Consider the following 25,999-nt stretch of genomic DNA (forward strand, 5'->3'; position numbering starts at 1 on the left):
CTTACTCCTCTTCGTCGTTTGATGCATGCATCATCGGCAGGGAGCCGAGATTGCGTGCCGGAGTGTGCATCGCAAAAAACGGGAAGGCAACATCCAGAACACCAATAAATCCATGTGGTTTCGACACTATTTTCGTATTTTTTTTGAAGAGTTGGAGCATGTGCCAATATTGGCACAATATATTTTTAGGAGTTATTATTATCGCAATGCCTGTAAATCGGTTCAAAATTCCAAGTAATTTGTGCGATGCAATCGTCGCGATCGGAATGTCCGTCAATCTTCCCGGAATGCCCGGTTGAAGCTGTCGGTGACCGGAGAAACGAGATAGTCGATTGCCGAACGGGGCCTGTGCACGATCAGCACCTCGGCGGGCATGCCGGGATAGAGGCGGATATCGGGATTGGCGGCGAGGGACTCCGGCGCAACCTCGGCACGCGCCACGAAGTAGGAGACGTCGGACTTCTCATCCACCGATTGGTCGGCCGCGATATAGGTGATCTTGCCGTCGAGCGGCAGATGGGTACGCTGATTATAGGCCGTCAGGCGGATCTGTGTCTTCGAGCCGATGGTTATGCTGTCGATGTCGCGCGTGCTGACGTGCATTTCCACAAGCAATGGCTCATCCTCGGGGACGATGTCGAGCAGGGGCTGGCCGGGGGTGACTGCGCTGCCGGGCGTCCGCAGTTGGATGTTGGCAATGACGCCTGGCTGGGGAGAGCGGATCTCGAGGCGGCGCAGGACGTCCTCCGCAGCGATCATTCGCTCCTCGACGTCCGCGAGTTCGAGCCGTGCCGTGGTGATCTCCCCGGCGATCTCCGCCTGGAAGTCGCTTTCTATCCCGGTCAGCGCGAGCTCGGCGCCGGCCATCGCTTTTTCCGCCTGGGCCTTGTCACCGGCAACTTCGCCGCGCGTTGCGGCAAGTTCGCTGAGCCTTGCGTCGATCTCGATGAGCTTCGAGCGCTGGGCAAATGCCTTATCGACGAGGGTTGCGATTGCTGTGCGCTGCTCGTTCATAAGCTCGATCTGGCGCTCGGTCGCCTGGAGCTGCGCGGCGAGCGACTTGGCCTTCTCGGAATATTCCTCGATGGTCTTGCGCTGGATCTCTATCTTTCCCTTCTTGGCTTCGCGGCGTTTCTCGAAGAACGCTGTTTCCGCCATGACGGCGTCGTGGGCGGCCGTGTCGCCCGTGCGGACGAGTTCGACCGGGAAGTTGATCTTCGTTGCCTCCGCCTGCTCGGACCGGAGGCGCGCGAGCTTTGCTACCAGGCCGACGCGCCGGCTTTGCAGCGCCTGGAGATCGGAGCGGGCACGCGTGTCCTCGAGCTTGATGACCGGTTGCCCGGCAGCAACGTGATCGCCCTCCTGAACCAGGACGCGGCTCAGGACGCCGCCTTCGAAATGGCTGATCGTCTTGCGCTTGGAGTCGACGACGATGGTGCCGCTGCTCACCGAGGCGCTGCTGAGCTCGGTCGAGAACGCCCAGCCGAAAAATCCGCCGAACGCGACCAGGATCGTTGTCAGCCCCGCAATGACGAGGCGCCGAATGGGCGAACGGGGATGGTCCTCCGACAGGTCGGGTTCCGTCGCGGCCGGGGAAGGCGGCGTGCCTGCGCGGACCGGCAGGCGGCGTTCCGGATTGTCGGTCTTGACGGGGAACTGCGCATCCAGGCGAACGGGCAGGATCGGTTCTTTCATCATCAGGCAGTACCTTCGCGTCGTGTTTCGCCTGGCATCATGGAAGCGACAACGTCGGTGCGCGGGCCGAACTGGCTGATCCGGCCGCCTTCCAGCACCAGCAATTTGTCGGCGACCTGCATGATGGCCGGCCTGTGAGCGATGAGGATGACGATGGCGCCGTCGCGGCGCGCGTCTTCGACCGCGCGGATGAGCGCCCGCTCGCCGATCGCATCGAGATTGGCATTGGGCTCGTCGAGGACGATGAGGCGTGGGCGGCCGTAAAGGCACCGGGCGAGCGCGATGCGCTGCCTTTGTCCTCCGGAAAGGGTCAACTGGCCTTCGCCCACCGGCGTATCATAGCCGAGCGGCAGGCGCCCGATCATGTCGTGGACGTCGGCGAGCCGTGACGCCTCCAGCACCTTGTAAGGATCACTTTCTTCCATGCGGGCGATGTTTTCCCGGATCGTCCCCTCGAGGAGGGAAACGGACTGCGGAAGATAGCCCGCTACCTTTCCAAATGAACTGCGCTCCCAGAGATAGACATTGTTGCCGTCCAGGAAGACGCCACCCGCCGTGGGCCTCAGGATGCCGACGAGCAGCCGCGCCAGGGTGGACTTGCCGGCGGCGGAGGGGCCAACGATCCCCAGGACCTCCCCGGGTGAGAGCGCAAAGGAGATGCCCTTGATGATCGGCACGTCGATGCCGGGAGCGGCGTAGACCAACTTGTCCACGACCAGGTCGCCTTCGGAGCGCGGCGTCGGCATGGTCTGGCGGATCGCGAGGTTTTCATTGAGCGCAGCCTCGATCCGGCGCCAGCCGGCGATGGCCAGGACCCATTGTCGCCAGTTCTCGATGACGGAATCGAAAGGCAGGAGAAGGCGCCCGACAAGAATGGTGGTCGCCATCATCGCGCCGGGGGAGATCTCCTGCTTCATCACGAGCAGGGCGCCCGCGGCGAGCGATATCATCTGAATGGCAAAGCGCAGGCTACGGGTGATCGAGGCCATCGCCCTGCTTCTGATTCCGCTGGCTTCCAGCACGCTGAGCGCGTGCAGCTGTGCGGAGCGCCACTTTTTCGCGAGCGCTGGCAACATCCCCATCGCCTCTATCGCCTCGGCGTGGCGTAATGTCGCACCTATCTTCGAGACTGCCTCAATATTAGCCTGGCCTGCCTCTTTCATGAGCCGCCGGGTCAGAAGGTCGTTCAGGAGGCCGCAGCAGAGAAGCACCGTCACCGAAATCGCGCCAACCACCCCGAAGAGTGGGTGCAGCAGAAAAAGAACGCCCAGAAATATGGGTGACCAGGCAGCGTCCAGGGGAGCGCTGACCGCCGACGAGGTCAGAAAACCGCGCAGCTCGGTCAGGTCCCTAAGCGACTGCGTCGCCCGCGCAAGCCCTTGATCGGCAGAGGCTTGCACCGCCGCGGTGAGCACCGGCAGGTTGAGCCAGCGCACCACGGCACTGCCCATGGCCTGAAAGGTCAGGGCACGGATAAAATCGAGCACGCCGAGAACGACAAGTGCGCCGAGTGCCAGGATCGTCAGCATCACCAGCGAGTCCATGCTCTGGCTATTCAACACCCTGTCATGTACCTGCATCATGTAGAGGGGCATCGTTAGTTGCAGGAGGTTGATACAGGCGCTTAGCAAAGCTGCATAAATAAGCGTCACAACGAAAACGCGACGAGCTCGCAAGACTAGCAGCCTTGGGTTGATTGTTCCGTTTTGCACCGGATTTGCACTGATTTGGCCCTTGCTAATCATTTGATTCGGAACAGTATTACGCATCGGCGATTTTCCGGATAAGAGGTGTATGCGAGGTCGCGATCTGGGTCAGATTCACTCAAATCACAGTATTGCTGCGATCAGTGTGGCACAATAAAGATCGCTTGCTCAAGATCAGGAATTCGGGGGCAGGGGCGTCACGAAATTTGCTTCAATTTTTGAAGTAAATTCCCGAATTTTGAAGTAAATTCCCCAATGGAGAGAGGGATGAATCATAAGATTCACTATCCGTTCGCAAACTTCGCAGACACGGTGGCAGTCCTGCCCGCCAGTGACACGATGAGGAGGATGCCCGACAACCCTGAGAGTGACCGTGACGCAGACGGTCCTCTGATCACGTATTTTGAGCTGGCTCGGGTCATGGAGCGGGCCAGCCGACGGTTTTCCGGCCTGTTGCGCACGGAACTTTCCAAAATCGGTGTGGATGACATCGGGCCCGCGCAGGCGATGGTGCTTCTCGCCATCGGAGAGGCGGAACTCTCGGTGGGGGAACTCCTGGACCGCGGCTACTATATGGGGTCCAACATCTCCTACTATCTGAAGCAACTCGGCGACGGCGATTACATCGACCGAATCGCTTCGCAGCGCGACAAGCGGTCGGCCCGCATCCGGCTTTCGGAAAAAGGCAGAAAGCTCTGCGCCAGCCTGCGCGAAGCGGCGAGGTCCTATGAACGCGCCCTCACCCATGGCGAACAGGACCGGCAGAACCTCGAGACCGCGTTCCAAACCCTGCACCGTCTCGAATTGGTCTGGGGAAATGCCGCTCGTTACGGCATTTGACGCGCCTTAGAAGACTGGTCCCTGTTTTGCGGTTGGCTTGAGAACATGCATGTAGCATTTGTGCACCGGCGCGGCTTCGGCCAGTTCGCGGCCCTCGCTCACCATCTCGCGCAGGCGGGCAACGAAGTGACCCTCGTGACCGAAACCGTGGATCAACGGATCCCTTCGGTCCGGGTGGTCCGGCATCGGGCGGAACCGGGGCCGCGGACATATCCGCAAATGGGGCGGCACCTCAGCGCGCCCGACCACCATGTGCGGATCGGCCATCGGGTCGCGGAGACCTTCGACACGATGGCACGCCTCGGTCAGGTCCCCGACGTTATTCTCGGCCACACGGGCTGGGGCAGCATGATGTTCGTCAAGGATGTGCTGCCACGCGTACCCGCTCTTGGATATTGCGAGTTCTTCTATCGTGCCGAAGGGGCGGATGTCGGCTTCGCGCCGGATGACGAGCCCGATTCGGAAACCCGCAAGCGATTGCGTCTGCGCAACGTCGCGCAACTCCTGTCACTGGAGGCGATCGAGGGCGGCATCAGCCCGACCAATTGGCAGAGAAGCCTTTATCCGGCCGACGCGCAGCAACGCATTGCGGTCTGCCACGAGGGGATAGACACGCGACGCTTTCGTCCCGACCCTGCAGCTTCGCTCAGGCTTCCCGATGGGCGCGTGCTCAAAGCCGGTGACCCAGTCATCACCTTCGTCGCCCGCGATCTCGAGCCTTATCGTGGCTTTCCACAGGCGCTCGAGGCGGCCGCAACAGTCGTCCGGCGGCATCCGGACGCGCTGTTCGTCTTTGTCGGCGGCGATGGCGTAAGTTATGGAGCGCCACCCCCCGGTGGGGGATCGTGGAAGGATCACCTTCTCGCGTCATTGGATGTCCCACGCGACAGGCTTATTTTTCCGGGCGTCGTGGCGCATTCCACACTTCGCCAGCTTTTTCAGGTCTCAGCCGCTCACCTCTACCTGACCTATCCCTTCGTCCTGTCGTGGTCGGCTCTTGAGGCAATGGCGTGCGGTGCTTTCATTATCGGATCGGACACACCTCCCGTCCAAGAGGTCATCCGCTCGGGCCGCAACGGACTTCTCGTACCCTTCTTCGATACCGCTGCGCTTGCCGATGCCATTCTCGACGTGCTGGAGCGTCCAGATAATTTCCGCGTCATGCGTGCCGCCGCGCGTAGAACAGTCGAGCAGAGATTCCGGCTGGACGATTGTCTCGCACGGCAAATGACATTGATCGGAAATGTGACCGCGCAACGGACAATTTCTTCACCAAAAGCGCCGAGCGCAGATGTTGCTTCAAGTTTTGAAGTATAATTAAAGATCAAAGCCCCAAAATTTCATTGTTGTGCACCGCAAAAATCGAAGATATGTTTTTTGCGATGAGTTTTTTTGGAGAAGATAGTTAGTCTCCTAGAGGCCATCTACCGAATAATTCGATTTCTTCTGGGGTTGCTGCGTGCAAGAGTTGATGTCTGCTGGCGTGAGGCAAATACCGGCTAAGCGCAGATTGGTTGTGGCATCCAATCGGGACCGGGCAGATGTTGAAGGCAGCGACATCGAGCACCTGGTCCATTTCCTGGAGACGGGTACGCAATCCCAATCTCCTCTGCAAAACGCATTCCCGCTGATTGCGCTGGCCTTCTCGAATGAAGGAGAGGCCGACCTGAGCGAGAGGCTTGCGGCGCTGCGCGCCTTGGGAACGGTTCCCGAAATACCTCTTCAACGCGTCGATGCGACGAGCAGGGAGGAGAGTCTGGCACTCGTTCGTGTGCTGGTAGAAGGCGGGGTGGGGCGGCTTGCCGGCTTCGCAGCCTCGGTAACGTCCGAGCTCGCCATCCTCCGGCGCGAGCGCGAAGCGCTGCTTGAGAACTACCGCGCGCTCGAGGACGCGTTCCAGGCTCGCAACTGGGAGCCGGTCACCGAAATTTTCGCACACGATCCTTATGTCGATCCGAAGGACGAGGGCATAGGGCAGTTGCTTGCAACCGGGTATGTCGAGCAACTCCTGCCGGTCTCCAGCCATGGCGTGGCGGGCGTCGCGCTGCACATCCACTCTGTCCCAAGGGATGGCGGTGAACTGGTCGTGATGCTGGGCTATGTCGAGAGCGGGGAGGGCGTGGCCGAGTGGACCGTGCCTTATGGACAGGTCGCCGCAGGCTGGAATTTCTTCGCGCTGCCGCGGGCTTGCGGAGGCGGGGCAAGGACGCTGCGGCTCAGGGTCTCCACGACGGGTACGGAAACGGTGGGGCTCTCGCTCGGTTATCCGATTGCAAGCGAGCGTTATACGGCCCGGTCCGACGCCGCGCATGCAGATCTCGATCTCCGACCCCTTGCATTCCGGGTGTTTACGGGCCTGGCCGGCGTCAGGCCGGCGCGCGTGCCGAACATGATCGCTCCGACCACCTTGCTCGAAGGGCATTTCATCGAAGACTATCGTCTGGCGGTCGAGCTCTTGAGCCAGATTGTCGATGTGTCCGTCACGCCTGTGGTTCCGGAGTTCCAGACCGTCCGCTTCCTCGAACACGAGCATGCTGTGGTGTGTCATCCGCTGCCAAGCGGAATTTCGGCCGGCACCATCGGTCGCGCCGTCGAGCCGGGCACGATTTCCTTCTCGGCGAGCGCCGTCATCGACCACCCGCAGGGCGCCCCCGCGGCCGTGAGCTTTCTGCTCGCGCCGACCAATTCGAATGCGCGATCCGAGGTGGCGGAGCTGGCGCGCAAGGGAGCAGCCAAGCCTTCGGCATTCTTCAGCGGCTGGCGTGAAGTTACCGCCCAGCAGGCGATCAACATCAACTTTCAACTGGATAAACCGGTGCGCGAGCCCATGGATCTCATGATCCTCAGCCGCGCGGTAACGGACACGGTCGATTTTTCGTGGCTCAAGGTGTCCGGCTTCCGGTTGGTCAAGCAGTCCGCAGGGGCGTCACATGTCCGGCAATAGGGACGTTTCGGACCTTATCGCAGTCGCCATGCCGCTCTACGGCCATGCCGCGCTCGTCCTGGAGGCGATCGAATCGGTGCTGGCATCGACCGTTTCCGAATGCAGGATTGCGGTGGTCGTATCGGTCGACGGCGATCCTCGGCAGGAGACCTTCGACCAGTTGCTCCTCTATGCCGCGGCACATCCGGCGGTTCATGTCCTGTTCGGAGTGAATGCCGGGCCGGGTGGCGCGCGCAACCGCGCGATCGACTATGTGCTCGAAAACCTGCCGGAGGCACGAGCCGTCTACTTCCTCGATGCCGATAACCGCGTCCTGCCGGGCACGATCGAAACTCTCTATCGGCAGCTCGCCTTGAGTGGCTGTGGCTGGGTCTACACCAATATCGACACTTTCTCGGTGAGCTGGCGTGCCCACTACGGCAACCGCTACTCGCGGCTTGTCCACTGCATTACCGACAATATCTGCGACACGGGCTCGATGATCTCGATCGACGTATTCCGCGCCGGTGTCCGCTTCAACGACGACAGGCAGAACGGCTTCGAAGACTGGGAGTTCTGGCTGTCCTGTATCGAGCATGGATTTGTCGGAACGCCGTGCCACGACACGACGTTCGAATACCGGCTGCGGGCAGAAAGCCGCTTCAAGGAAGCCAACCGTGACCGTGCCGCCTCGGTGAGCTTCCTCAGAAAACGCCATAGGGCACTTTTCCAGCGTCCGATGCTCGTTGATTTCGAGCATGAGGAATGCCCGCGCTATCTCTTCGCGCGGACGGAAGATGCCGCGATCTCCTTCTTCACCGATCCGACAAAGACACCTCACAAGCTTCGTCTAGACGATATCATTCCAGCCTTCTGGGCGAGCGTCGGCGAGCCGGATAACGTGCATTTCCCGCCGTTCCTGATCGCCGGAAGCGGCGCCACCCTCGACCTGCTGCTGCGCTCGCGCATGCTGCCGAATGTGCTTGCGCATCTGGAGCGCTTGAGCGAGAGGGCCAATGTGGTCTTCGTCCAGCTCGGCAATGATGCCGCGCAACGCAAGATCGAGCCGGTCTTTCATGAGGCGGGGGCGCATGTCGGGCACGCCGATCTCATCTTCCTGCCGACCTCGCTCGTGCGCGACGTGATCCAGAACAATGCACTCGACTGGTTCGCCTCGATCGGCAACCAGCAGGTATGGCCCACATCGGCGGTCCTGAAGGTGCGCTTTCCCTTCCCGAGAACCTTGCCGCGCCGTTCGCTGATCACGCCCCAGCAGGTGATGATCAACTGCATCAACGCCATCGCGACCAGCCCGTTGCGGCGCACGGCCGGCCGCCGCTGGACCTGGCGCCCGGCGCGGCTCGTGCCCTATGCGGAACTCCACAAGGCGCTTCGCCACGAGCTCGGCGGCTCGCCCGTCCTGCCGCTCGGGCATAGCGAGGGCGGCAAGCGCACTGCGGCGCTGCTCGTTCCGAACGCATCGTTCGGCGGCGCCGAAAAAGTCGTCTATGCGGCGGCGCGTGAATTGAAGGCGAACGGGTACGAGACCCACCTGTTCGTGCTCGGAACGTCGAGGATGGACGTGATCGACGAGTTCGATGCGAGCTTCGACTATATTCACTTCTGGGAGCAGGGCATTCCCGCCTGGGGCGGTTCCGGCTCGTTCCTGGGGCAGGACTTCATAGCCGAGGGCCATGAGGTCGATTGGGCGGCGCTCAAAGGGCAGCTTTCCGGTTTCGACCTCATAATCAACAATCATGTCATGGCGGTGCATCCGCTCATCGCCCGCCTGCGAGCCGAGGGAACCCGTACGGCATGCTATCTTCACGTCGTCGACAATACGGGGTTCAAAAGGCCGGCTGGACAGCCGTTCGCGGCAATCGCCCATGAACATTGCTATGACGCGTTCCTCACCTGCTCGGAACAGCTCAAAATCTATCTGCACAGCTTCGGCGTCCCGCACGAGAAGACCTTTGCCGTGCCCAACGGCGCGAGCTTCTCCGTACCGCCCAAAATCTTGGCCGAAGTGCTTTCAGTCAGGCGGATAGAGCGCAAGGACGACCGGCTGCGGGTGCTCTATATGGGCCGGCTCGACCAGCAGAAGGGGATCGACCGCCTGGCTGCCGCAATCGCGGAGCTCAGGGCCTCGCGTGTACCCTTCGACGCCCGGGCGATTGGTGGCGAGATCCTTGCGGACGCTACCGTATCGTGGACGGATCGGCTCAAGGACCTCGGTGTTGACGTGCACCCGCCGGTCTTCGCGAGCAAGGATCTCGTCAAGGCCCTTGGTTGGGCGGATGTCCTACTGATGCCATCGCGTTGGGAAGGGGCACCATTGATGATCGCCGAGGCGCAGCAACTCGGTTGCGTGCCAATCGCCACAGCCGTCGGCGCCGTCGACGAGCTCATAACGGATGGGGAGGACGGCATCCTGATCGACGCCGCAGCCGACCCACAGGTGGTGCGGGACATGGCGAAAGTCATCGCCGAGGTGGCTCACAATCGCGAGAAGCTCGCGCCTCTCATGGAGGGGTGCCTGAGAACCGCTGCACGCCGCTCGTGGGCATCCTCCTTTTCCGAGTTCCTCGGTTGGTGCGACCGCTCAGTGAACAATTCATCCCTCTCGCGCGCGACGGTCATTCGCGGGCGCGAGACGTCCAATCCCGGAGTTGCGGCGGTGGGCTGACAAGTCCGCGCCGGTTTCAAGAAGAAGGGTCTATTGCATGCGTCCAAGAATCCTCGTGACGGGAATTCCTGGCCACTACACGCGCCTTGCCAACGGCGCTCACGGCCTGTCGGTGTCCTATTCGGAGCGGCAGAAACAGCCGGAGACGAAAGAGGAGTTTCTTCAAGAGCTTCGCAATATCAGCAATACAGGAAACTACCTGATCGGCGAAGGGGCGCTCCGCGCGATCGCGCCGCATGCGAAGCAGGTGCCGTTCTGGCATCTTTACAACTGCAGCAAGAATGGTGTTGGTCTGGAAGAGTTCAACGCCAATTTCGACATCTGCGTGTTCACTTGCGCGAACCTTCTGCGCAAGGGTCTCTCCGCCGACGCGGAAGCCGAAGTGTTAAGCAAACTGAAGATGCCGATCGTCATGCTCGGCATCGGTCTTCAGAACCGCCGGGATCTCGAGAACAGCCTGCCTGAGGGCACGAAGCGGCTCCTGGACGTGCTCAAGCAGCGAGAGCACTATTTCCTCACGCGCGGGTTCGAGACGGCAGGCTTCCTGAAGGACCAGGGATTTTCCTACGTCCAGCCGACGGGCTGCCCCTCCGTCTATTTCATGCCACACAACATGCGCGCGTCGCTGAAGAAGCTGCCGCATGTGAAAGTCGGCAAGGCGCGGACGATCTTCTCCGGCTATCTCGGCGCCAATCACGACACGATCGTCGATGCCCATGCTCTGGCGCCCGAGGGCTCGCGCCCCCAATACGTGATCCAGGACGAGTTCCTGCACTTCGACATGAAGGTGGAGGCGAGTGGCGACGGGCGCGTCTATGATTCCGCCTCGGGTTCGATGCTCGGCGAGCTCAGCTATCCGGGCACGGACCGGCTGAAGACAGCCTTCGACATCCGCACCTTCTTCGATACGAACCAGTGGCGTGCCTGGGCTTCGTCCATGGACTTCAATTTCGGGCGGCGCTTCCACGGCTCGATCATCGCCATGCAGGCGGGCGTCCCAAGCCTGATGGTGGCGGTGGACGACCGGATGCGCGAAATGCTCGGCTATACGGGCCTGCCCGCCGTGGATGCGACTGATGTGGACAAGGCGGAAAACCGGGCCGAGTTCGTTGCCGATCACCTGGCCGGGCTCAACGCATCCGAACTCACCGACAGATATTCCGATCGCGAGCGCACCTTCCGCTCGGCGCTGCGCGAAATCGGCATCGGCCAATAATCCTTCGCGGGCGCGGTCCCGCACTTCAGAAATCAGGTGTTTCGATGCGTGTCTTGCTTACAGGAATCCCGTCGTATCTGCAGCGTACCGTAGCGGGCGTATCCGGGTCGGAGGTCCGCCACAGGCCCTATTTCGATGAGGTGAGGACAAAGAAAGACCTCATCGACCAGGTGCGGAAGATCGCCAATACGGGCAACTATCTGATCGGCGAAGGTGCCGCCCACGCCCTGCGCGGACATGACGTCACCTATGTGCCGTTCTGGCATCTCGCCAACAGCCGCAACTCGGACGAGGTTTACGCGCGCTTCAACGAGGAGTTCGACATCTGTGTCTTCGCCTCGGCCAATCTGTTGCGGCCCGGTTACTCCGCGGACCTCGAAGCGGAGGTATTCGAAAAACTGAAGATGCCCGTGGTTGTGATGGGTATCGGCATACAGCGGAGAGAGGGGCTGAAGGAAAAGCTTCCGGCCGGCACTCTCAAATTCCTGGACGTGCTCAAAAAGAAAGAGAGCTTCTTCCTGACGCGCGGTTATTTCACCGCCGAATTCCTACGGGAGCAAGGCATGAAATCGGTGAGGCCGACGGGCTGCCCATCGCTTTTCTTTGCCCCGAACGAGATGAAGCGCTCACTCACCGCTCTTGCCAATCCGGAGTTGGCCACGGCCCAGAAAATCGCCTTCGGCGGCTACCTCGGCAGCGTCGCCGATACGATCGTCGATGCGCATGCGCTCCTGAAGCCTGACAGCGTGGCAAGCTACGTCGTCCAGGACGAAGTGGTTGCCTATAATCTCTCTCTGCCCGGCGAGGACGACGTGCCTGTCTACGACCGGGCTAGCGGACGCATCACCGGGCAGACCGAATACAAGCATTCCGAGAAGTGGCAGAGGAAGCACGAACTGCTGGTCTTCTTCGACACGAACCATTGGCGAAGCTGGGTCAGTTCCCGCGATCTCTGCTTCGGCCGCCGGTTCCATGGTTGCATCATCGGTATGCAGGCGGGGGTACCCTCGCTCATGATTGCAGTCGATGATCGCATGCGGGAGATGCTGGAGTTCATCGGCTTCCCCTATATGGAGGCCGCGATCTGGAACCGCGAGGCGGACAGGAAGGCCTATCTCGCGAATTTCCTTTCCAAGATCGACTCACAGGCCGTCATCGACCGGTATTCGGCTTGTGAAGCCAACTTCCGCACTGCTCTCACGCATGTCGGCCTCTAGGCTGTGGAAAGGGGCGGCGGCAGTCGCCTTGTGCGGATGGCTTGCGCTCGCCCAGCCTGCCTATCCCGATGACGCTCCTGCTGCTCGCATCGGCATAAACCGGGTAAACCTCGGATGGCTATCCCATGGCGAGCAGGAGAGAATACTCAATGATATCGCCGCGAGTGGAGCGACCGACGTGCGTCTCTCCCTGTCGCGACCGGTGGACAAGAGCATCGAGGCGCTGGCGATCGCCAGTCGGCTCGGTCTGAGGATCCTTCTCGAAATCCAGCTTGCGAATAAGAGCTACTACCCCGAGAGCGCCCGCCCGCGCACAGGCTTCGGCCGTATATGGGACATCTATCGGCTCTCCGATCTCGATCTCGATCGCTACCGCAACGGTTTGCGCGAGGCGCTTCAACACATCGATGCGCTCGGCGTGCGCCTCGAAGCGATCGAACCCGGAAACGAGATCAACCATGCCGGCTACAACGGCGACCTTGCCGTCTACCGGAAGCCGGGCGCTTCGACGCCGCGCGGCATCGCCGATCTCAAGGACCAGCTGGCGTTCGAGCGGGGTCTGGACAAGTATGTCCGTGTCCTGGAGATCAGCCGCGGCGAAGTGCGTGCCACTGTGCACAGCCACAACGCAACCGTCGTTTCCGCCGGCCTTTCCGATATGAGCGCCGAGGAGGCCGACAAGCGCGGAATGGAGCGGCTCGATCCGCGCGTGTTCGTCGCGGCTCTTCGCCAGCGTGGTGCCGACAGTCTCGTCGATGCCTACGGCGTCCACCTTTATCCCGGGCGGAAGACGCCGGCCGTATTAGCCACTCATGTAAGGAACCTGCTCGACCTCTGCCGACCTGCCGATCAGGGCACGCCGTGCTGGGTGACGGAATGGGGTATTGCCAATACCGCACGTTCCTGCCCGGTCGATGATCGGGCGCGAGAGGGAGCGGTGCGCTTCATGCGCACGACCCTCGGTGAACAGATGGAGGCAGGGCGGCTGGCGGCAGCGTATTACTACGACTGGGACTCTGAACCGTCCTACAGCCTCTGGCGCTGCGGCAAGTTGAGCCCCGCCGGTGCTGCAGCGATCCGACCGGCCGAAAACCAAGGGGCGCGGGCGAGATGAGGGGGACGTTCAGCGGCCATGCGCGAAGTTTGACAGGGGCGGGAGGCACCGCATGAAGGGAATCATTCTCGCAGGCGGCAGAGGGACCAGGCTCTACCCGGTGACGATCTCGGTGTCGAAGCAATTGCTTCCGGTCCACGACAAGCCGATGATCTATTACCCGCTCGGCACGCTCATGCTGGCGGGAATTCGCGACATTCTGGTCATCACCATGCCGAGGGACAAGCCGCTTTTCGAAGAGCTGCTTGGCGACGGAAGTCAGCTCGGCCTTTCGATCTCCTATGCCGAGCAATCCGAGCCGAATGGCCTTGCGGAAGCTTTCATCATCGGCCGAGAATTTGTCGGGAACAGTCCCGTCGCGCTGATCCTTGGAGACAATATCTTCTATGGCGCGGGTCTTCCCGAACTCTGCCGCGAGGCCGCAGCTCGCAAAAGTGGCGCTACGATCTTTGCCTATCGCGTGGACGATCCCGAGCGCTATGGCGTGGTGAGCTTCAATGGCCGCAACGGTCGCGCCGAGACCATCGAGGAAAAGCCGCAACGGCCGAACTCGAGCTGGGCCGTCACGGGCCTCTATTTCTACGAGAACAGCGTACTCGATGTCGCTGCCTCGATCAGACCGTCCGCCCGCGGCGAGCTGGAAATCACCGACGTCAACCGCGCCTATCTTGACCGCGGCGACCTTCACGTCTGCCGGCTTGGCCGGGGTTTTGCCTGGCTCGATACCGGCACTCATGACAGCCTGCACGATGCCGCCTCCTTCGTGCGTACGATCGAGCATCGCCAGGGCGTAAAGATCATGTGCCCGGAAGAGATCGCCTTCGAGCTCGGCTATGTCTCTGCCGAACAGGTGCTCGAACGCGCCGCCTTGCTCGGCAAGAACGAGTACGCGACCTACCTGCAGCGGCGCATCAGGGAGCTTGCCGATGCTTGAGGTAAGAGCCCTGGGCCTCGATGGCGTCCTGGAAATCGTGCCACGCAAGTTCGGTGACGAGCGGGGCTTCTTTTCGGATACCTACAATGCCGAGGTTCTCTCTGCGCATGGCATCTCGTTGACCTTCGTGCAGGACAACCACTCCTATTCCGCAATGGCGGGCACGCTACGCGGCCTGCATTACCAGCTTCCGCCACGCGCTCAGGTCAAGCTCGTCCGCGTCGTTCGGGGGAGGGCGTTCGATGTGGTCGTCGATATCCGCAAGGGTTCGCCGACATTCGCGCAATGGATTGCGGTCGAACTCTCGGCCGAAAGGTGGAACCAGGTTCTGGTACCCGCAGGATTCGCCCATGGTTTTGTCACCCTCGAGCCGGACACGGAGGTTCAATACAAGGTGAGTGAGCACTATTCCGCAGAACATGAACGTGCGATCCGCTTCGACGATCCACAGATCGGCATAAGGTGGCCCGTGGCCGTCGACCATCTGCTGCTGTCCGCGAAAGACAGGGGCGCGCCGCTGCTGGCCGATGCCAGCCTCTTCGAAACTCGTGGGTGAGGGGCAATCATGCGTGTTCTCGTTACAGGTGGCGCGGGCTTCATCGGCTCTGCGGTCTGCCGGCATCTGGTTGCGAATGGCGCCGAGCGGGTCGTCAATGTCGACAAGCTCACCTATGCCGGCAATCTTCAGTCCCTGCGCGCGGTGGACAATCACCCGAACTATGCTTTCTACCGTGCGGATATCCGCAACGAGCAATCTCTGCTGGACATCATGCGCCTCGAGCGCGTCGACGCTGTCATGCATCTCGCTGCCGAGAGCCATGTCGATCGATCGATCGACGGGCCTGGCGCATTTGCGGAAACGAACGTTCTCGGCACGGTCCGTCTGCTTTGCGCGGCGCTGGCCTATTGGTCGGAGCTCGGCCCAACAGCGCGCGACCGGTTTCGCTTTCACCATGTCTCCACCGACGAAGTGTTCGGGGATCTTCCTTTCTCCGGCGGTGTTTTCGTCGAAGAGACGCGCTACGCGCCGTCGTCGCCTTATGCGGCCTCGAAGGCGGCAGCGGACCATTTCGTTCGTTCCTGGCACCAGACCTACGGGCTACCGGTGGTGCTTTCGAACTCGTCCAACAACTACGGACCGTTTCATTTTCCTGAGAAGCTGATCCCCCTGACGATCGTCAATGCGATCGAGGAAAGGCCGCTGCCGCTCTATGGATCGGGTGCGAACGTTCGCGATTGGCTCCACGTCGACGACCATGCACGCGCGCTGGAGCTGGTGATGAGGGCGGGAAGGCCGGGGGAGAGCTACAACATCGGTGCCCGGGCCGCGCGCAACAATCTGTCGGTGGTGGAGAGCATCTGCGACCTGCTCGACATCCGCCTGCCGCGCAAGGAGGGAAAAAGTTATCGGGACCTCATCACGCTTGTCGCCGACCGGCCCGGCCACGACCGGCGCTATGCGATCGATCCCTCCAAGATCGAGCGCGAACTCGGCTGGCGGCCAAAGCAGGGTTTCGAGGCAGGTCTGAGCGACACGATCGATTGGTATCTTGCCAACAGCTGGTGGTGGGAGCCAATCCGACGCGAGCGCTACAACGGCGCACGCCTTGGTGGACGCCATCGGAGCGTTGCGTGAGAATTGTCGTGACAGGCTGCAAGGGGCAACTGGCGCAGAGCCTCGTCGAACGGGCGCATGGCTGGCCGGATATCGAGATTGTCGCGGTCGGGAGGCCGGATCTCGACTTGGCCCGCATGGAAACGATCCTACCCGCGATCGAACGCTGTCGGCCTGATTTGGTCGTTTCGGCTGCAGCGTACACCGCCGTGGACCAGGCCGAGAGCGAGGCGGAAAAGGCCTTCGCGATCAACGCCCTCGGCGCCGGGGCGGTTGCCGAAGCGGCGGCAGCCCTCGATGTGCCAGTCATCCACCTTTCCACCGACTATGTCTTCGACGGGACAAAGGAAGGCAGCTATTGCGAAGACGACGCAGCTGCTCCACTCAGCCTCTACGGCGCTTCGAAACTGGCTGGCGAGAGGGCCGTGATCACGGCGAATCCCTTCCACCTCGTCCTGCGGACCGGTTGGGTCTATAGCCCCGTTGGCAAGAATTTCGTGAAAACCATGTTGCGGCTCGCCGAGGATCACGAGGAGATCGCCGTCGTTGCCGACCAATGGGGCAACCCATCTTCGGCGCTGGATCTGGCGGACGCGATCCTTAGCGCAGCCGGTCTGATGACCCAACGCAACCGTGATCAAGTATCCGGCATTTACCACTTGTCGGGGACCGGCATTGCAAGCCGCGCCGATCTTGCCCGCCATGTTCTCTCCGTGAGCGGCACTCATGGCGGCCCGTCGGCGCGCGTGCGGAACGTTCCGACAACAGATTTCCCGGCGCCCGCGCGTCGTCCCGCTAATTCGTCTTTGTGTTGCGCCAGATTCGCAGAGACATTCGGCTGGACCATGCGTGCCTGGCAGCCTTCGGTGGAGACGACCGTGCGTCGACTGCTTCGGGACAGAGCGGGTTGAAGAAGGCGCCCGGTGCGCCGACGCCTTGCAGTTCCATAAGATAGATTATGCGATCTTCTGTTGTAGCGGCAGTTTAGAGATGCGACACAACGCAGCTACCGCCGCCCTCCGAGGTCTTCATGGCGCATTCTGTTCAGTCGCCGGCAGCTTTCACAAATGCGTCGAATATTCGAGCGCCGGGGTGGCTTTCGGCATCGAGCAGTTCTGGATGCCACTGTAAGCCCATGGCAAAAGATCGCGAACTCAGCTCTATCGCTTCGACTACTCCGTCTGGCCCCCGGGCCGTAACAACCACGTCACTGGACATTTCGACGATTGCCTCCCGATGAAGGCTGTTCACCTTGAATGTCTCGGCACTGAAGATACCAGCCATTCTGGTGCCGTGATCTGGTGCACCGGTTTCAAAGGGGACTTCGAGTGGGTGCGCGTCCCCAATGTGCTCAATGCGCAAGGTCAGCCATCGTACGAAAACGGGTCGTCGAGCGTCCCTGGTGTGTATTTTGCCGGCCTGCCTTTCGCGATCTCGCGACGGTCGGGCACAATATTGGCAATCGCGGAGGAAGCAGCTCTGTTGGCCGACAATATCCTGCGTCGGTTAAAAACCCACCCCTAACACCGGATTCAGTGACGTAGCGCCCAAGCGAATTTCATCCGCGAGGCGGCTTCCCCCTCGCGAGATTCAATTCGTTAAGGTGTGCCGCAATGGCCGACACCGTAGTTTCGGACGCTGTGAATGAATGTCAGCAACGGGGAGCAAGCGGACAATCGAGCTGATGAGCGTGCTATCTTAGTGAGGTATTCAATCAAGTCCGTCTCGCCTCGAATTTCCTGCGACCGAGTGCGACCTCTCCGCCAAGGAAACCGCCCGAACTTTATTCATAACGGAGGGCATCAATGGGCGGCAGTCGAGACGCCTGGAGAGCCGGATAAAACCCGAACAAGACACCAACCAGAGCCGCGAAGCCGCTAGCCAGCAGGATGGGTTCGATCCTCAACGCCGTTCGCACGCCGAACACGGTGTCGACGAGGGTCGCGCCCGTGACACCTACGAGAATGCCGATAATGCCGCCGAGCATCGCAAGCGTCATCGCTTCCACGAGAAACTGCGAGAGGATATCCCTCGGCGCGGCTCCGATTGCGGCACGAATGCCGATCTCGCGCGTCCGCTCGGCGACCGATACGAGCATGATGTTCATGATGCCGATGCCCCCGGTCAGCAGCGAGATCGACGCGACAGAAGCGAGCAGGATCGTAAGTGCCGATGAGGAAGCCTCCTGCAGTTTGCGGAACTCCGCCAAGTCAGTTATGCGGAAACTGTCCTCCTGCCCGGCCGCCAAACGGTGGCGAAACCGCAGAGCTTCGCTGATTTCTTCTTTTACTGGCTCTAGCGCAATCTCGGGTTCGACCTTCACGGCGATGCCGCTCACAGACTGCCACCGACCGGCTCGGCGGCCGAGCAGATGATTGCGCGCAGCCTTCAGCGGCACGAGGACAATGTCGTCAAGGTCCGAGCCGTCCACCATCTCGCCCTTCGATTGGAGCACACCGATCACTCGAAAGCTCAGATGATTGACGCGGATGTCGTGGCCTACCGGATCAATCCCGGAGAAAAGCTTGGTCGCCACGGTGTGACCGAGGATGGCCGCTCTGGAGGCGTCTTCCATTTCGTCGAAGCCAAACGACCGACCGCTGGCGATGTCCCAATTCTTCACGTTCTCGAAATCGCCGGTGACCCCGAGCACCGAAGTCGACCAGTTCCGGCCGCCCTGCACCAATTGCGCCCGCAAACGGACAAAAGGCGTGGCCTTAATATGCGGGAACTCGCGGGCGAGCGCAGCGGCGTCTTCGTCTGTCAGCGACAGCCTCGTGCCGGCACCCATGCTGACGCCGCTGACGACAGCGGAAGCCGGGTTGATGGTGAAATTGGTCGGGCCTAGTTTTTCGATGTCCTCCCTAATCCTCTGCTGTGTCCCGGCCCCGATCGCAATCATGACAATCACCGAGGCGGTGCCAAAGACGATCCCGAGCGTCGTCAGGATGCTGCGCATTGTGTTGGCTCGGATGGCGCGCCAGGCTTCGCGGACATTGAGGGTGGTTCTCATTGGGCCGCCTCGAGCTGACCGCTCGTTGATGACGCATCAGAGATGATCCGTCCATCCTTCAACGTGATAATGCGGTGCATGGAAGAGGCGACCGCAGGGTCATGCGTGACAAGCAGCAGCGTCACGCCAGTTTCGTTGATCTCGTAGAGCATGTTCAGGATCGTTCGGCTGACCGCGGTGTCGAGCGCGCCTGTTGGCTCGTCGGCCATGACAATTTTCGGCTTGTTGGCGAGCGCGCGGGCAATAGCGACCCGCTGTTGCTCGCCGCCAGACAACTGCGAGGGAAGGTGACTGGCCCTGTGGATGAGGCCGACGAGTTCGAGCAACTGCATGGCACGGTCGCGCCGGGCCGCGCGGCTCCAGCCGCCAGCATAGATCAGCGGTAGTTCAACATTCTCGAAGGCTGTCGCCCGCGCCAAGAGGTTGAAATTCTGGAAGACGAAACCGAAGACCTGTCCGCGCAGGGCGGCCAACTGCGACATGGACAGGCTGCTGACGTCGGTGTTGTCCAGCATGTAAGTGCCTGAGGACGGCACGTCGAGGCAGCCGAGGATGTTCAGCAGCGTCGATTTGCCGGAACCGGACGGCCCCATGATCGCGACCGCTTCGCCCTGCTCCACGCGGAGAGTGATGTCGATCAGCGCGTTCACATCGCTGCCTCCCATTGGGTACAGTCGCGACAACCGGGAGGTTGCGATCAGCGGCCTCACTGGAACACCCCGATGAGGCGTTTTGCCGCCGACTCTTTGCGCGCGACGGGGCGAACACCGACCGCAACCAGGTCTCCCGGCGCAACCTCCGCGCCGATGATTTCGACCATGTCGCCGTCGGTCACCCCCAGCTTCACGTCAACGGGCTTCAACTCGCCGGCCCTTTCGAGCCACAGTACCGCAGCGTCCGGCACAAGCCTTGGTCCTGACTGCCGGAAGCGGATGGCGGCGGTCGGCGTCTTGAGGACTTCGTTGCGCTCGGTGACGATGACGCGGGCGGTAGCGGTCATGCCCGGCAGCAGCATGAGTTCGGGATTCGGTGCCTTCACGACAACGGTGTAGGTAACCACATTTTGCGACGTGGTGGGAGAGAGACGGACCTGCTCCACGCTGCCGCCGAAGTTCCGTCCAGGGTAGGCATCGACGGTGAATTCGACGCGTAGGCCAGGGCTGATGCGGCCGATCGCCGACTCGTCGATCAGCATGTTGACCTGCATGTCGCGCAGGTCCTTGGCGATTGTGAACAGCGTCGGAGCCTGCAGGCTCGCGGCGACAATCTGGCCGACTTCGATGCTTCTGTCGACGACCACCCCATCGACGGGCGAGTGGATGCGCGTACGCTCCAGATTGGTTCGCGCTTGTTTCAGCGCCGCATTCGTCCGTTGAACACCCGAACGGGCTTCCAGCAATTGCGCGTCCGCCAGGCGCTTCGCAGTTTCCGCCTTGTCGCGTTCGACAAGGGAGCCCGCCCCGCTCCGGTGGAGACTGTCGCGGCGCTTGAGCTCCGCCGCGGATTCTTGAGCTGCGACCTCTGCCTTCAGAAGCGCAGCGGCGGCCATATCGACTTCCGCCCGGGCCTGCTCGACAGCGATTCGGAAAGTGGTTGCGTCCAACGTGGCGATGACATCGCCGCGCCGGACGGGCGCATTGAAATCGGCTTGTATCTGATCGATCTGCCCGGAAATCTGCGTACTGACGACCACCGTGGCAACAGGCGTAAGCTGCCCGGTGGCGGTGACGGTGGAAACAAGATCACCGCGTTCGACGGTGGCGAAACGATAGACCTCCTCTTGCGTCCGCGAAGCATCGGACACCCGGGTGACGGATGCCGCCGCCGCCGCAAGCTTCGAGTGGACCGCCGACAACTCATCGGCGACCCACTCCGGAGAGACTTGTGCAAGTCTGGCCTGAACCGCAGATTGCTGCTCGGTTATCCACTCACTGACGCCTGCGTTGGGCACCACGGCGGCAGCGGACAACGATCCGATCGAGACGAAAGCGCCTAACAACACCCATCTGCCCATACTCGTTCATCCCCATGAGTTGCTCCCGAATACAGGAGAGGCGATTTGAACGCTCGTCGGGGTATTACGCAGTGTTACGCCGGTTCACACAGGCTATCATCAACCTGCACTTCATCTGTCGTAGTAGTTTGAGTGAATGTACCGCGGGTGTTTCCTGTCTGTGTGTGAGTCCACTGGAAAGTGGTGATGGTTACCGTGGATTGGAAACATGCTTTCACATTACCGCTGTTGCCCGCAGTCTGTGCTCGGAATTGGGTCTCTGTCACCGAACCAATTTGTACTGGTACCCAAGCTGCAAAGGCGACGCCGGTTGTGGCCGCGAACATCGAAACGGCGAGTAGGATTTTCTTCATCTGCTTCACTCCTCCAGCTATGGCGGATGCGGCAGCACTATTTTCCACGCAACCGCCGTTGCGGCCGCCTTACGATTCTCCCATCGTCGCAATGTCCGGCGGCCGAAGAATTAAGCCTCCTGTATCCGACTAGTGGGCGCGCGTGTCTATTTGCGCTTCGATAGTGTTTGAGGTTTCATTCGATAGTAACCGATGGATATACCGTTCCGGCCGTCGCCGTGTTGGCATCGCGCTTCGACATTGATGGGCGGGCGTGGTCGGCGGCGACGCGCCGACTTGGGAGTCCCTGCGCAAACGGTCGGGTGAAAACAGAGACGGCATGGAAGCCTCTCCTGCGGGCATGGCCGAGCACGTTAGGCCCAGCGATTGCGGTGTGATGCTCAACGCACTTGATCGGACAACCGACGTTTGACGAGGTGCTACAGCGCGCAGGCAAATACCTTCAGTGCCCCCCGAACGGGATGTAGCTGTGTCCAAAGATGTTACCGCCGCTCTGCCTCCAATACCCGATTTGACACCGCAATTCTTCAGGTGTGCCCGGCCGCGAACCGTGCTCCGATCACGGCGTCGGAACCGATCGCCTCCTTATTCCGCCGTCCTTTCAAACTGGCCATCTCCGCATCCTCCAGCCACCGACGCGCCAAATGCGTTCTGCCGCTGAGATGAAGCCTTTCGTAGATATGGTGCAAATGCATCTTCACTGTGCCCTCACACAAATTGAGTTCGCGCGCGATTTCCTTGTTACTCAGACCTCGCGACACGAACTGGGCTATTTCAGCTTCCCGACATGTGAGGCACGTCCCATTCTGTGTACGCTGTTCCGCGACCGCGAGATGGCACAACAGGTCGGGATCGATCCACCTGCGGCCCCGATACACGCTCTCGACACAATCGATGACGCTCCTGGCGCGACCCGCGCTCAACAGAATGCCCTCTACGCCAAGACTCACCAGACCCGCTGCCGTGACGGCGTCGTGCTCATCTAGCATTAAGATGATTGCCACCGAACGGTACCTCGCGCGCAGTTGCAAGACCGTTTTGGCGGGTTCCTGACATACGATGTTATCCGCCAAAATGATGATGTCCGGGCGAGAGGTTTCCACGGAATGCAGGAGGTCACTCTCGCACGAGCAGCGCGCGACGACGCGATGGCCACCCGCTTCCAATAAGGCCCCCAGTCCGGCGCTCGCGATTTCGTGCCGGTTGGCAATTGCCACGGCGGTTGGCGGGACGGCCGTTCCAGCCGATGAAATGAGTTCTCCCACTGCCATCGCTCTACCCCCAGCTCCCGCGAATCGGATTGCACGCATCGACCCGAAGGCCTTGCCGTGCTCAAGTAGCTGTCAATCAAAGTATCCGGGAATTTTGAACACGAGCGCCGCAATCGTGCCGTGCGTCCTGGCGCTATTCTGGATGTGCAACATTTCACGGCAAGCGCGCCGACGGGCCTCAGGTTGACCCCTCATGCCACCAAGCGCGCCCCTCCCTCTTTCTGCTGATTCAAGATCAGCAGGCAACGAATTTTAGCTATACATACATTAGCCGCAGGTTATTTTACCGGCCTTACTAAATCGCCGCAATCCTATTTTTCGCCGAACAGCTTTTCTGGTATTCGCACACTTAACAAGCGGCGTTTCTTGATAATTCTGGCGTACCGCAGCTCCCGTCCATCATTTACTCCGTCGGACTCATCGCCCCGGCCGAGTTTGCGTCCATCCGCAGGGTTCGGCGGATGGAGTTCCGCTGGGCGCTGGCGGCGTTCCTCGGAGTGCTGGTCTTCGGCACGCTTCAAGGCATCGTGGTCGCGATCGCCCTTTCGCTGATCGGGCTGGCCAGTCAGTCGGCAAAACCGAGGGTCCACGTCATCGGCCGCAGCGGGACACCGATGTGCTCCGGCCGCTATCACATGAGCATCCCGACGATGACACGCTCGAGGGCTTGCTGATCCTCCGTCCGGACGGCCGGCTCTTCTTTGCTAACATTCAGCAGGTTGCGGATCAGATCCAGTCGCTGGTGCCTGAGCATAAGCCGCATGTGCTCGCGCTCGATATGAGCGGCGTCTTTGACATCGAGTATTCCGCCATTCAGATGATGATCGAGAGCGAACGGCGCCTCACCGCACAGGGCATCACGGTGTGGCTGGCAGGATTGAATCCGGATGTGCTCGACTACGGCCGGGCCCCGGTCTCGCCGACAAACCCGGCCGCGAGCGGCTCTTCTTCAGCATACATGCCGCTCTCCAACCCTATTTGGAAGGCGTTAGCGACAGCTAGGGACGGAACTCGGCCAGCCGCATCCTGGCGCCGCGCACTACTGATTGGCTCGCGGCGTCCCTGCGTACGCCCCACCGATAAGCAAGAGCTTCGCTGCTCGGCGTAAGGTTGACCGAAACATAGAAGGCAGAGCCGACGACTAATAAAGAAAGCGCTTTGCAGCCTTTGCCAGTTGCTTGGGCGACGACGTCGTAGGGTCAGCACCGGAAATTCCCTTCGCTGTCGACGAGTGACCCCACTGGGTCGACTTTGGCCTTCACCCAGGGCCAACGAGCAGCGCTTCACCGAGACGCGCCGCTTTGGGTCTCCGGAACGTGCCGGCGCAATACTTTCGTGGATTCTCGGCTCGCGATCCACTACTCTCTCAGGCGGGAGGAAATCGGTTTGGAACGCCGCCTCGCCGCCATTATGGCCGCTGACGTAGTTGGCTACTCGCGTCTGATCCGGACTGATGAGGACGGGACACTCGCGGCGCTCAAGTCGCTGCGCACTGACCTGATTGGACCGAAGATCGCGGAACATCATGGGCGTATCGTCAAGCTCATGGGTGGCCCAAGAGGTGAACATCACAGCAACAAGCCGTGCAAGGCTCGCGGGAGCGCGATTCTGTCCGCCCCCAAGGCGACGTTCACGCTTAAGCTGTGAAGGCAGCATTGCGCCCCGCTCCCGCCGTTCGCAAGGCGCATGCGCATGGCCTAAAGCGGACGTTCAATCCGTTTTTACTCGATCGACTCAGAAGTCGGCCGCACCAACCGGGATGGAAGCTGGATGATCTTCGACTGGTTGGTGCCGCGCTTGCCGCAGATGCCGGGCTTTTTGAAGAGGAAGGTCGTGACGATGGTCGAGGGATCGCCGTTCTTGGCGCCGTAGTAGAGATGATAGACCGGGATCACCCCGTCGAAAGACACCGTGCGCTTGATCGAGCAGGCCGAGTGTCTTCGTGTAGAAATCATAGTCTTCCTGCGCAGCGTCGGTGCTCAGCGTGAGGTGATGGTAACCGAGATGAACGACATGTTTCTTCTCTTCCAAATACCACGTTGGCGGGAACGGGGAATCGCAACCCGGCGCTGTTTTTGTTTCCGTCTTCATTACTCGTCCCGCACGATTTCTCTTCAATCTCATCCTCGACAATCTGATTACAGACATAACGGTGCCGAAGCCGTGCTCGCCTCTGTCAGATATCGAGGGATGGAGAGAGCAAACGGCAACTTAATCGGCGAGAAGTGTCTCGGCGAGCTTGACCCAATAGGCGATGCCATAGGGGATGGCCTCGTCGTTGAAATCATAACTCGGGCTGTGAAGATTCGCGGTGTTCCCGTTCCCGATGATGATGAAGGCCCCGGGCCGGGCTTCCAGCATGTAGGAGAAATCCTCTGCGGCCATTCGCGGCTCGATACCCACGCGAACGAATTCGGGGCCAACGACCGACTGCGCGACCTCAATAGCGCGCCCGGTCTGCTCACGATGGTTGAAGGTGGCCGGATAGCCGCGCGTGTAATCGACCGTTGCGGCCGCCCCATGGGCCAACGCGATTGAACTTGCGACCTCGAAGAGCCGGCGCTGTGCCCAATCACGCGTATCGGGACGCAGGGTTCGCACGGTGCCAGACAACCGGACTTCGGCCGGGATGACGTTGGGCGAATGGCCGCCGTTGATCGTCGCGACCGTTATCACGACCGACTGCAGGGGGTCGGTTTCCCGAGCAACTAGACTTTGAAGCGCGACGACGACATGCGAGGCCGCGACGACAGGGTCAATCGAAAGGTGAGGCTGCCCCGCGTGACTGCCTCGCCCCCTGATCGTAATTTCGAATGTATCCACAGCCGCAAGAATTGCTCCCTCGCGGATCGCAAATTCGCCGATCGGGATCCCCGGCTCATTGTGCATGCCGAACACCTGAGCAATGCCGAACCGCTCCATCAATCCATCTTCGACCATGGCCAGGGCGCCCGCACCACCCTCCTCTGCCGGTTGGAAAATGACTGCGACGGTGCCCCGGAATTTGCGAGTCTGCGCCAACAGTCGCGCGGCGCCGAGCAGCATCGCCATGTGCCCGTCATGACCGCAGGAATGGGCTCTGCCGTCCACCTTTGAAACCCAGGCACGGCTTCCGCTCTCTAATATGGGCAGGGCATCCATGTCGGCACGCAAGCCTATGACCGGACCTTGGCCGAGATCGCCCCTGATCAGCGCAACGACGCCAGTTCTGCCAATACCGGTCTCGACGAGATCGCAGCCAAAAGCGGACAGCTTGTCGGCCACGAATCTTGCCGTCTCGTGGACCTCGTAAAGAAGCTCGGGATTTTGATGGAGATGCCTCCGCCATTCCGTGACATCGGCTGGCAAGTCGTGGTTGACGGCGGGCTGGGAAACGCTCATTGGGACACTCTCGATTGTGGG

25 protein-coding genes are annotated in these 25,999 nt (G+C 60.9%); 14 read left to right on the forward strand and 11 right to left on the reverse strand.

Features of this window, described 5'->3' with window-relative positions; translation table 11 throughout:
* Nucleotide 1: 1 nt before the first annotated feature.
* The 3 genes from QN222_RS09515 to QN222_RS09525 are packed head-to-tail and all read right to left on the reverse strand — an operon-like array spanning nucleotide 2 to nucleotide 3,464.
* Nucleotides 2–277 carry a hypothetical protein gene (locus tag QN222_RS09515; protein ID WP_284005387.1) on the reverse strand — a complete coding sequence of 92 codons (276 nt, stop codon included), beginning with the start codon at nucleotides 275–277 and terminating at the stop codon, nucleotides 2–4.
* Complete coding sequence (locus tag QN222_RS09520) at nucleotides 274–1,698, reverse strand: HlyD family type I secretion periplasmic adaptor subunit (RefSeq protein WP_283962310.1); 1,425 nt, start codon at nucleotides 1,696–1,698, stop codon at nucleotides 274–276. Before QN222_RS09520 ends, QN222_RS09515 begins: the two co-directional genes overlap by 4 nt.
* The gene (locus tag QN222_RS09525) at nucleotides 1,698–3,464 is read right to left on the reverse strand and encodes a type I secretion system permease/ATPase (RefSeq protein ID WP_283962309.1); all 1,767 of its coding nucleotides are present in this window, start codon (nucleotides 3,462–3,464) and stop codon (nucleotides 1,698–1,700) included. Before QN222_RS09525 ends, QN222_RS09520 begins: the two co-directional genes overlap by 1 nt.
* Before the next feature lie 204 nt (nucleotides 3,465–3,668).
* Here QN222_RS09525 and QN222_RS09530 point away from each other — a divergent pair, with 204 nt between their 5' ends.
* The 11 genes from QN222_RS09530 (at nucleotide 3,669) to rfbD (ending at nucleotide 16,857) form a co-directional block, all read left to right on the forward strand.
* The gene (locus tag QN222_RS09530) at nucleotides 3,669–4,241 is read left to right on the forward strand and encodes a MarR family transcriptional regulator (RefSeq protein WP_283962308.1); all 573 of its coding nucleotides are present in this window, start codon (nucleotides 3,669–3,671) and stop codon (nucleotides 4,239–4,241) included.
* 45 nt (nucleotides 4,242–4,286) lie between these two features.
* Nucleotides 4,287–5,558, forward strand: coding sequence for a glycosyltransferase family 4 protein (locus QN222_RS09535; protein ID WP_283962307.1), 1,272 nt, complete (start codon nucleotides 4,287–4,289; stop codon nucleotides 5,556–5,558).
* 154 nt (nucleotides 5,559–5,712) lie between these two features.
* A complete protein-coding gene (locus tag QN222_RS09540; RefSeq protein WP_283962306.1) occupies nucleotides 5,713–7,185 on the forward strand; it encodes a DUF6212 domain-containing protein in 1,473 nt (490 codons plus the stop codon).
* On the forward strand, nucleotides 7,172–9,850 hold the full coding sequence (locus QN222_RS09545; protein WP_283962305.1) for a glycosyltransferase: 2,679 nt from the start codon (nucleotides 7,172–7,174) through the stop codon (nucleotides 9,848–9,850). The genes QN222_RS09540 and QN222_RS09545 overlap by 14 nt, the downstream gene beginning before the upstream one ends.
* Nucleotides 9,851–9,887: 37 nt before the next feature.
* Complete coding sequence (locus tag QN222_RS09550; RefSeq protein WP_283962304.1) at nucleotides 9,888–11,066, forward strand: polysaccharide pyruvyl transferase family protein; 1,179 nt, start codon at nucleotides 9,888–9,890, stop codon at nucleotides 11,064–11,066.
* A 44-nt stretch (nucleotides 11,067–11,110) separates the two neighbouring features.
* Complete coding sequence (locus tag QN222_RS09555; RefSeq protein ID WP_283962303.1) at nucleotides 11,111–12,283, forward strand: polysaccharide pyruvyl transferase family protein; 1,173 nt, start codon at nucleotides 11,111–11,113, stop codon at nucleotides 12,281–12,283.
* A gap of 28 nt (nucleotides 12,284–12,311) precedes the next feature.
* Nucleotides 12,312–13,397 (forward strand): glycoside hydrolase, encoded by a 1,086-nt coding sequence (locus QN222_RS09560; RefSeq protein ID WP_283962302.1) that lies wholly within the window; start codon nucleotides 12,312–12,314, stop codon nucleotides 13,395–13,397.
* 52 nt (nucleotides 13,398–13,449) lie between these two features.
* Nucleotides 13,450–14,331 carry a glucose-1-phosphate thymidylyltransferase RfbA gene (gene rfbA, locus QN222_RS09565; RefSeq protein WP_283962301.1) on the forward strand — a complete coding sequence of 294 codons (882 nt, stop codon included), beginning with the start codon at nucleotides 13,450–13,452 and terminating at the stop codon, nucleotides 14,329–14,331.
* Nucleotides 14,324–14,887: a dTDP-4-dehydrorhamnose 3,5-epimerase gene (gene rfbC / locus QN222_RS09570; protein WP_283962300.1), complete on the forward strand. Its 564-nt coding sequence runs from the start codon at nucleotides 14,324–14,326 to the stop codon at nucleotides 14,885–14,887. Before rfbA ends, rfbC begins: the two co-directional genes overlap by 8 nt.
* A gap of 9 nt (nucleotides 14,888–14,896) precedes the next feature.
* Nucleotides 14,897–15,967: a dTDP-glucose 4,6-dehydratase gene (gene rfbB, locus QN222_RS09575; protein WP_283962299.1), complete on the forward strand. Its 1,071-nt coding sequence runs from the start codon at nucleotides 14,897–14,899 to the stop codon at nucleotides 15,965–15,967.
* A complete protein-coding gene (rfbD, locus tag QN222_RS09580; RefSeq protein ID WP_283962298.1) occupies nucleotides 15,964–16,857 on the forward strand; it encodes a dTDP-4-dehydrorhamnose reductase in 894 nt (297 codons plus the stop codon). The genes rfbB and rfbD overlap by 4 nt, the downstream gene beginning before the upstream one ends.
* A gap of 133 nt (nucleotides 16,858–16,990) precedes the next feature.
* Here rfbD and QN222_RS09585 read toward each other — a convergent pair whose 3' ends face one another.
* From QN222_RS09585 to QN222_RS09610, 6 genes are all read right to left on the reverse strand, one after another.
* Complete coding sequence (locus tag QN222_RS09585; protein ID WP_283962297.1) at nucleotides 16,991–17,230, reverse strand: gamma-glutamyl-gamma-aminobutyrate hydrolase family protein; 240 nt, start codon at nucleotides 17,228–17,230, stop codon at nucleotides 16,991–16,993.
* Nucleotides 17,231–17,729: 499 nt separating this feature from the next.
* Complete coding sequence (locus tag QN222_RS09590) at nucleotides 17,730–18,959, reverse strand: ABC transporter permease (protein WP_283962296.1); 1,230 nt, start codon at nucleotides 18,957–18,959, stop codon at nucleotides 17,730–17,732.
* A complete protein-coding gene (locus QN222_RS09595; protein ID WP_283962295.1) occupies nucleotides 18,956–19,609 on the reverse strand; it encodes an ABC transporter ATP-binding protein in 654 nt (217 codons plus the stop codon). The genes QN222_RS09590 and QN222_RS09595 overlap by 4 nt, the downstream gene beginning before the upstream one ends.
* 56 nt (nucleotides 19,610–19,665) lie before the next feature.
* Nucleotides 19,666–20,973 (reverse strand): efflux RND transporter periplasmic adaptor subunit, encoded by a 1,308-nt coding sequence (locus QN222_RS09600; RefSeq protein ID WP_283962294.1) that lies wholly within the window; start codon nucleotides 20,971–20,973, stop codon nucleotides 19,666–19,668.
* A 74-nt stretch (nucleotides 20,974–21,047) separates the two neighbouring features.
* Nucleotides 21,048–21,326 (reverse strand): hypothetical protein, encoded by a 279-nt coding sequence (locus QN222_RS09605; protein ID WP_283962293.1) that lies wholly within the window; start codon nucleotides 21,324–21,326, stop codon nucleotides 21,048–21,050.
* 527 nt (nucleotides 21,327–21,853) lie between these two features.
* On the reverse strand, nucleotides 21,854–22,597 hold the full coding sequence (locus tag QN222_RS09610; RefSeq protein ID WP_283962292.1) for a response regulator transcription factor: 744 nt from the start codon (nucleotides 22,595–22,597) through the stop codon (nucleotides 21,854–21,856).
* 461 nt (nucleotides 22,598–23,058) lie between these two features.
* Between QN222_RS09610 and QN222_RS30315 the strand changes: the two genes are divergently transcribed.
* The 3 genes from QN222_RS30315 (at nucleotide 23,059) to QN222_RS09620 (ending at nucleotide 24,244) form a co-directional block, all read left to right on the forward strand.
* On the forward strand, nucleotides 23,059–23,271 hold the full coding sequence (locus QN222_RS30315) for a hypothetical protein (protein ID WP_336621017.1): 213 nt from the start codon (nucleotides 23,059–23,061) through the stop codon (nucleotides 23,269–23,271).
* Complete coding sequence (locus QN222_RS30320; RefSeq protein ID WP_336621018.1) at nucleotides 23,265–23,705, forward strand: sodium-independent anion transporter; 441 nt, start codon at nucleotides 23,265–23,267, stop codon at nucleotides 23,703–23,705. Before QN222_RS30315 ends, QN222_RS30320 begins: the two co-directional genes overlap by 7 nt.
* A 278-nt stretch (nucleotides 23,706–23,983) precedes the next feature.
* A complete protein-coding gene (locus QN222_RS09620) occupies nucleotides 23,984–24,244 on the forward strand; it encodes a hypothetical protein (RefSeq protein WP_284005393.1) in 261 nt (86 codons plus the stop codon).
* A 74-nt stretch (nucleotides 24,245–24,318) separates the two neighbouring features.
* Here QN222_RS09620 and QN222_RS09625 read toward each other — a convergent pair whose 3' ends face one another.
* Together QN222_RS09625 and QN222_RS09630 are read right to left on the reverse strand one after the other, a co-directional pair.
* The gene (locus tag QN222_RS09625) at nucleotides 24,319–24,552 is read right to left on the reverse strand and encodes a hypothetical protein (RefSeq protein ID WP_283962291.1); all 234 of its coding nucleotides are present in this window, start codon (nucleotides 24,550–24,552) and stop codon (nucleotides 24,319–24,321) included.
* Between the two features lie 256 nt (nucleotides 24,553–24,808).
* Nucleotides 24,809–25,978: a M20 aminoacylase family protein gene (locus QN222_RS09630; RefSeq protein ID WP_283962290.1), complete on the reverse strand. Its 1,170-nt coding sequence runs from the start codon at nucleotides 25,976–25,978 to the stop codon at nucleotides 24,809–24,811.
* Nucleotides 25,979–25,999 lie beyond the last annotated feature (21 nt).

This window comes from Sinorhizobium sp. 6-70 (genome assembly GCF_030124375.1).
Taxonomy (GTDB): domain Bacteria; phylum Pseudomonadota; class Alphaproteobacteria; order Rhizobiales; family Rhizobiaceae; genus Sinorhizobium.

Excerpts from the sequence above, each read along its gene's own strand:
- QN222_RS09630 (WP_283962290.1), bottom strand. The coding sequence starts at position 25,978 with ATGAGCGTTTCCCAGCCCGCCGTCAACCACGACTTGCCAGCCGATGTC.
- QN222_RS09525 (WP_283962309.1), bottom strand. The coding sequence starts at position 3,464 with ATGCGTAATACTGTTCCGAATCAAATGATTAGCAAGGGCCAAATCAGT.
- QN222_RS09520 (WP_283962310.1), bottom strand. The coding sequence starts at position 1,698 with ATGATGAAAGAACCGATCCTGCCCGTTCGCCTGGATGCGCAGTTCCCC.
- QN222_RS09540 (WP_283962306.1), top strand. The coding sequence starts at position 5,713 with ATGTCTGCTGGCGTGAGGCAAATACCGGCTAAGCGCAGATTGGTTGTG.
- QN222_RS09535 (WP_283962307.1), top strand. The coding sequence starts at position 4,287 with ATGCATGTAGCATTTGTGCACCGGCGCGGCTTCGGCCAGTTCGCGGCC.
- QN222_RS09585 (WP_283962297.1), bottom strand. The coding sequence starts at position 17,230 with ATGGCTGGTATCTTCAGTGCCGAGACATTCAAGGTGAACAGCCTTCAT.
- QN222_RS09600 (WP_283962294.1), bottom strand. The coding sequence starts at position 20,973 with ATGGGCAGATGGGTGTTGTTAGGCGCTTTCGTCTCGATCGGATCGTTG.
- QN222_RS30315 (WP_336621017.1), top strand. The coding sequence starts at position 23,059 with ATGGAGTTCCGCTGGGCGCTGGCGGCGTTCCTCGGAGTGCTGGTCTTC.
- QN222_RS09605 (WP_283962293.1), bottom strand. The coding sequence starts at position 21,326 with ATGAAGAAAATCCTACTCGCCGTTTCGATGTTCGCGGCCACAACCGGC.
- rfbB (WP_283962299.1), top strand. The coding sequence starts at position 14,897 with ATGCGTGTTCTCGTTACAGGTGGCGCGGGCTTCATCGGCTCTGCGGTC.
- rfbA (WP_283962301.1), top strand. The coding sequence starts at position 13,450 with ATGAAGGGAATCATTCTCGCAGGCGGCAGAGGGACCAGGCTCTACCCG.
- rfbC (WP_283962300.1), top strand. The coding sequence starts at position 14,324 with ATGCTTGAGGTAAGAGCCCTGGGCCTCGATGGCGTCCTGGAAATCGTG.
- QN222_RS09610 (WP_283962292.1), bottom strand. The coding sequence starts at position 22,597 with ATGGCAGTGGGAGAACTCATTTCATCGGCTGGAACGGCCGTCCCGCCA.
- QN222_RS09530 (WP_283962308.1), top strand. The coding sequence starts at position 3,669 with ATGAATCATAAGATTCACTATCCGTTCGCAAACTTCGCAGACACGGTG.
- QN222_RS09555 (WP_283962303.1), top strand. The coding sequence starts at position 11,111 with ATGCGTGTCTTGCTTACAGGAATCCCGTCGTATCTGCAGCGTACCGTA.
- QN222_RS09545 (WP_283962305.1), top strand. The coding sequence starts at position 7,172 with ATGTCCGGCAATAGGGACGTTTCGGACCTTATCGCAGTCGCCATGCCG.
- QN222_RS09550 (WP_283962304.1), top strand. The coding sequence starts at position 9,888 with ATGCGTCCAAGAATCCTCGTGACGGGAATTCCTGGCCACTACACGCGC.
- QN222_RS09590 (WP_283962296.1), bottom strand. The coding sequence starts at position 18,959 with ATGAGAACCACCCTCAATGTCCGCGAAGCCTGGCGCGCCATCCGAGCC.
- QN222_RS09625 (WP_283962291.1), bottom strand. The coding sequence starts at position 24,552 with ATGATTTCTACACGAAGACACTCGGCCTGCTCGATCAAGCGCACGGTG.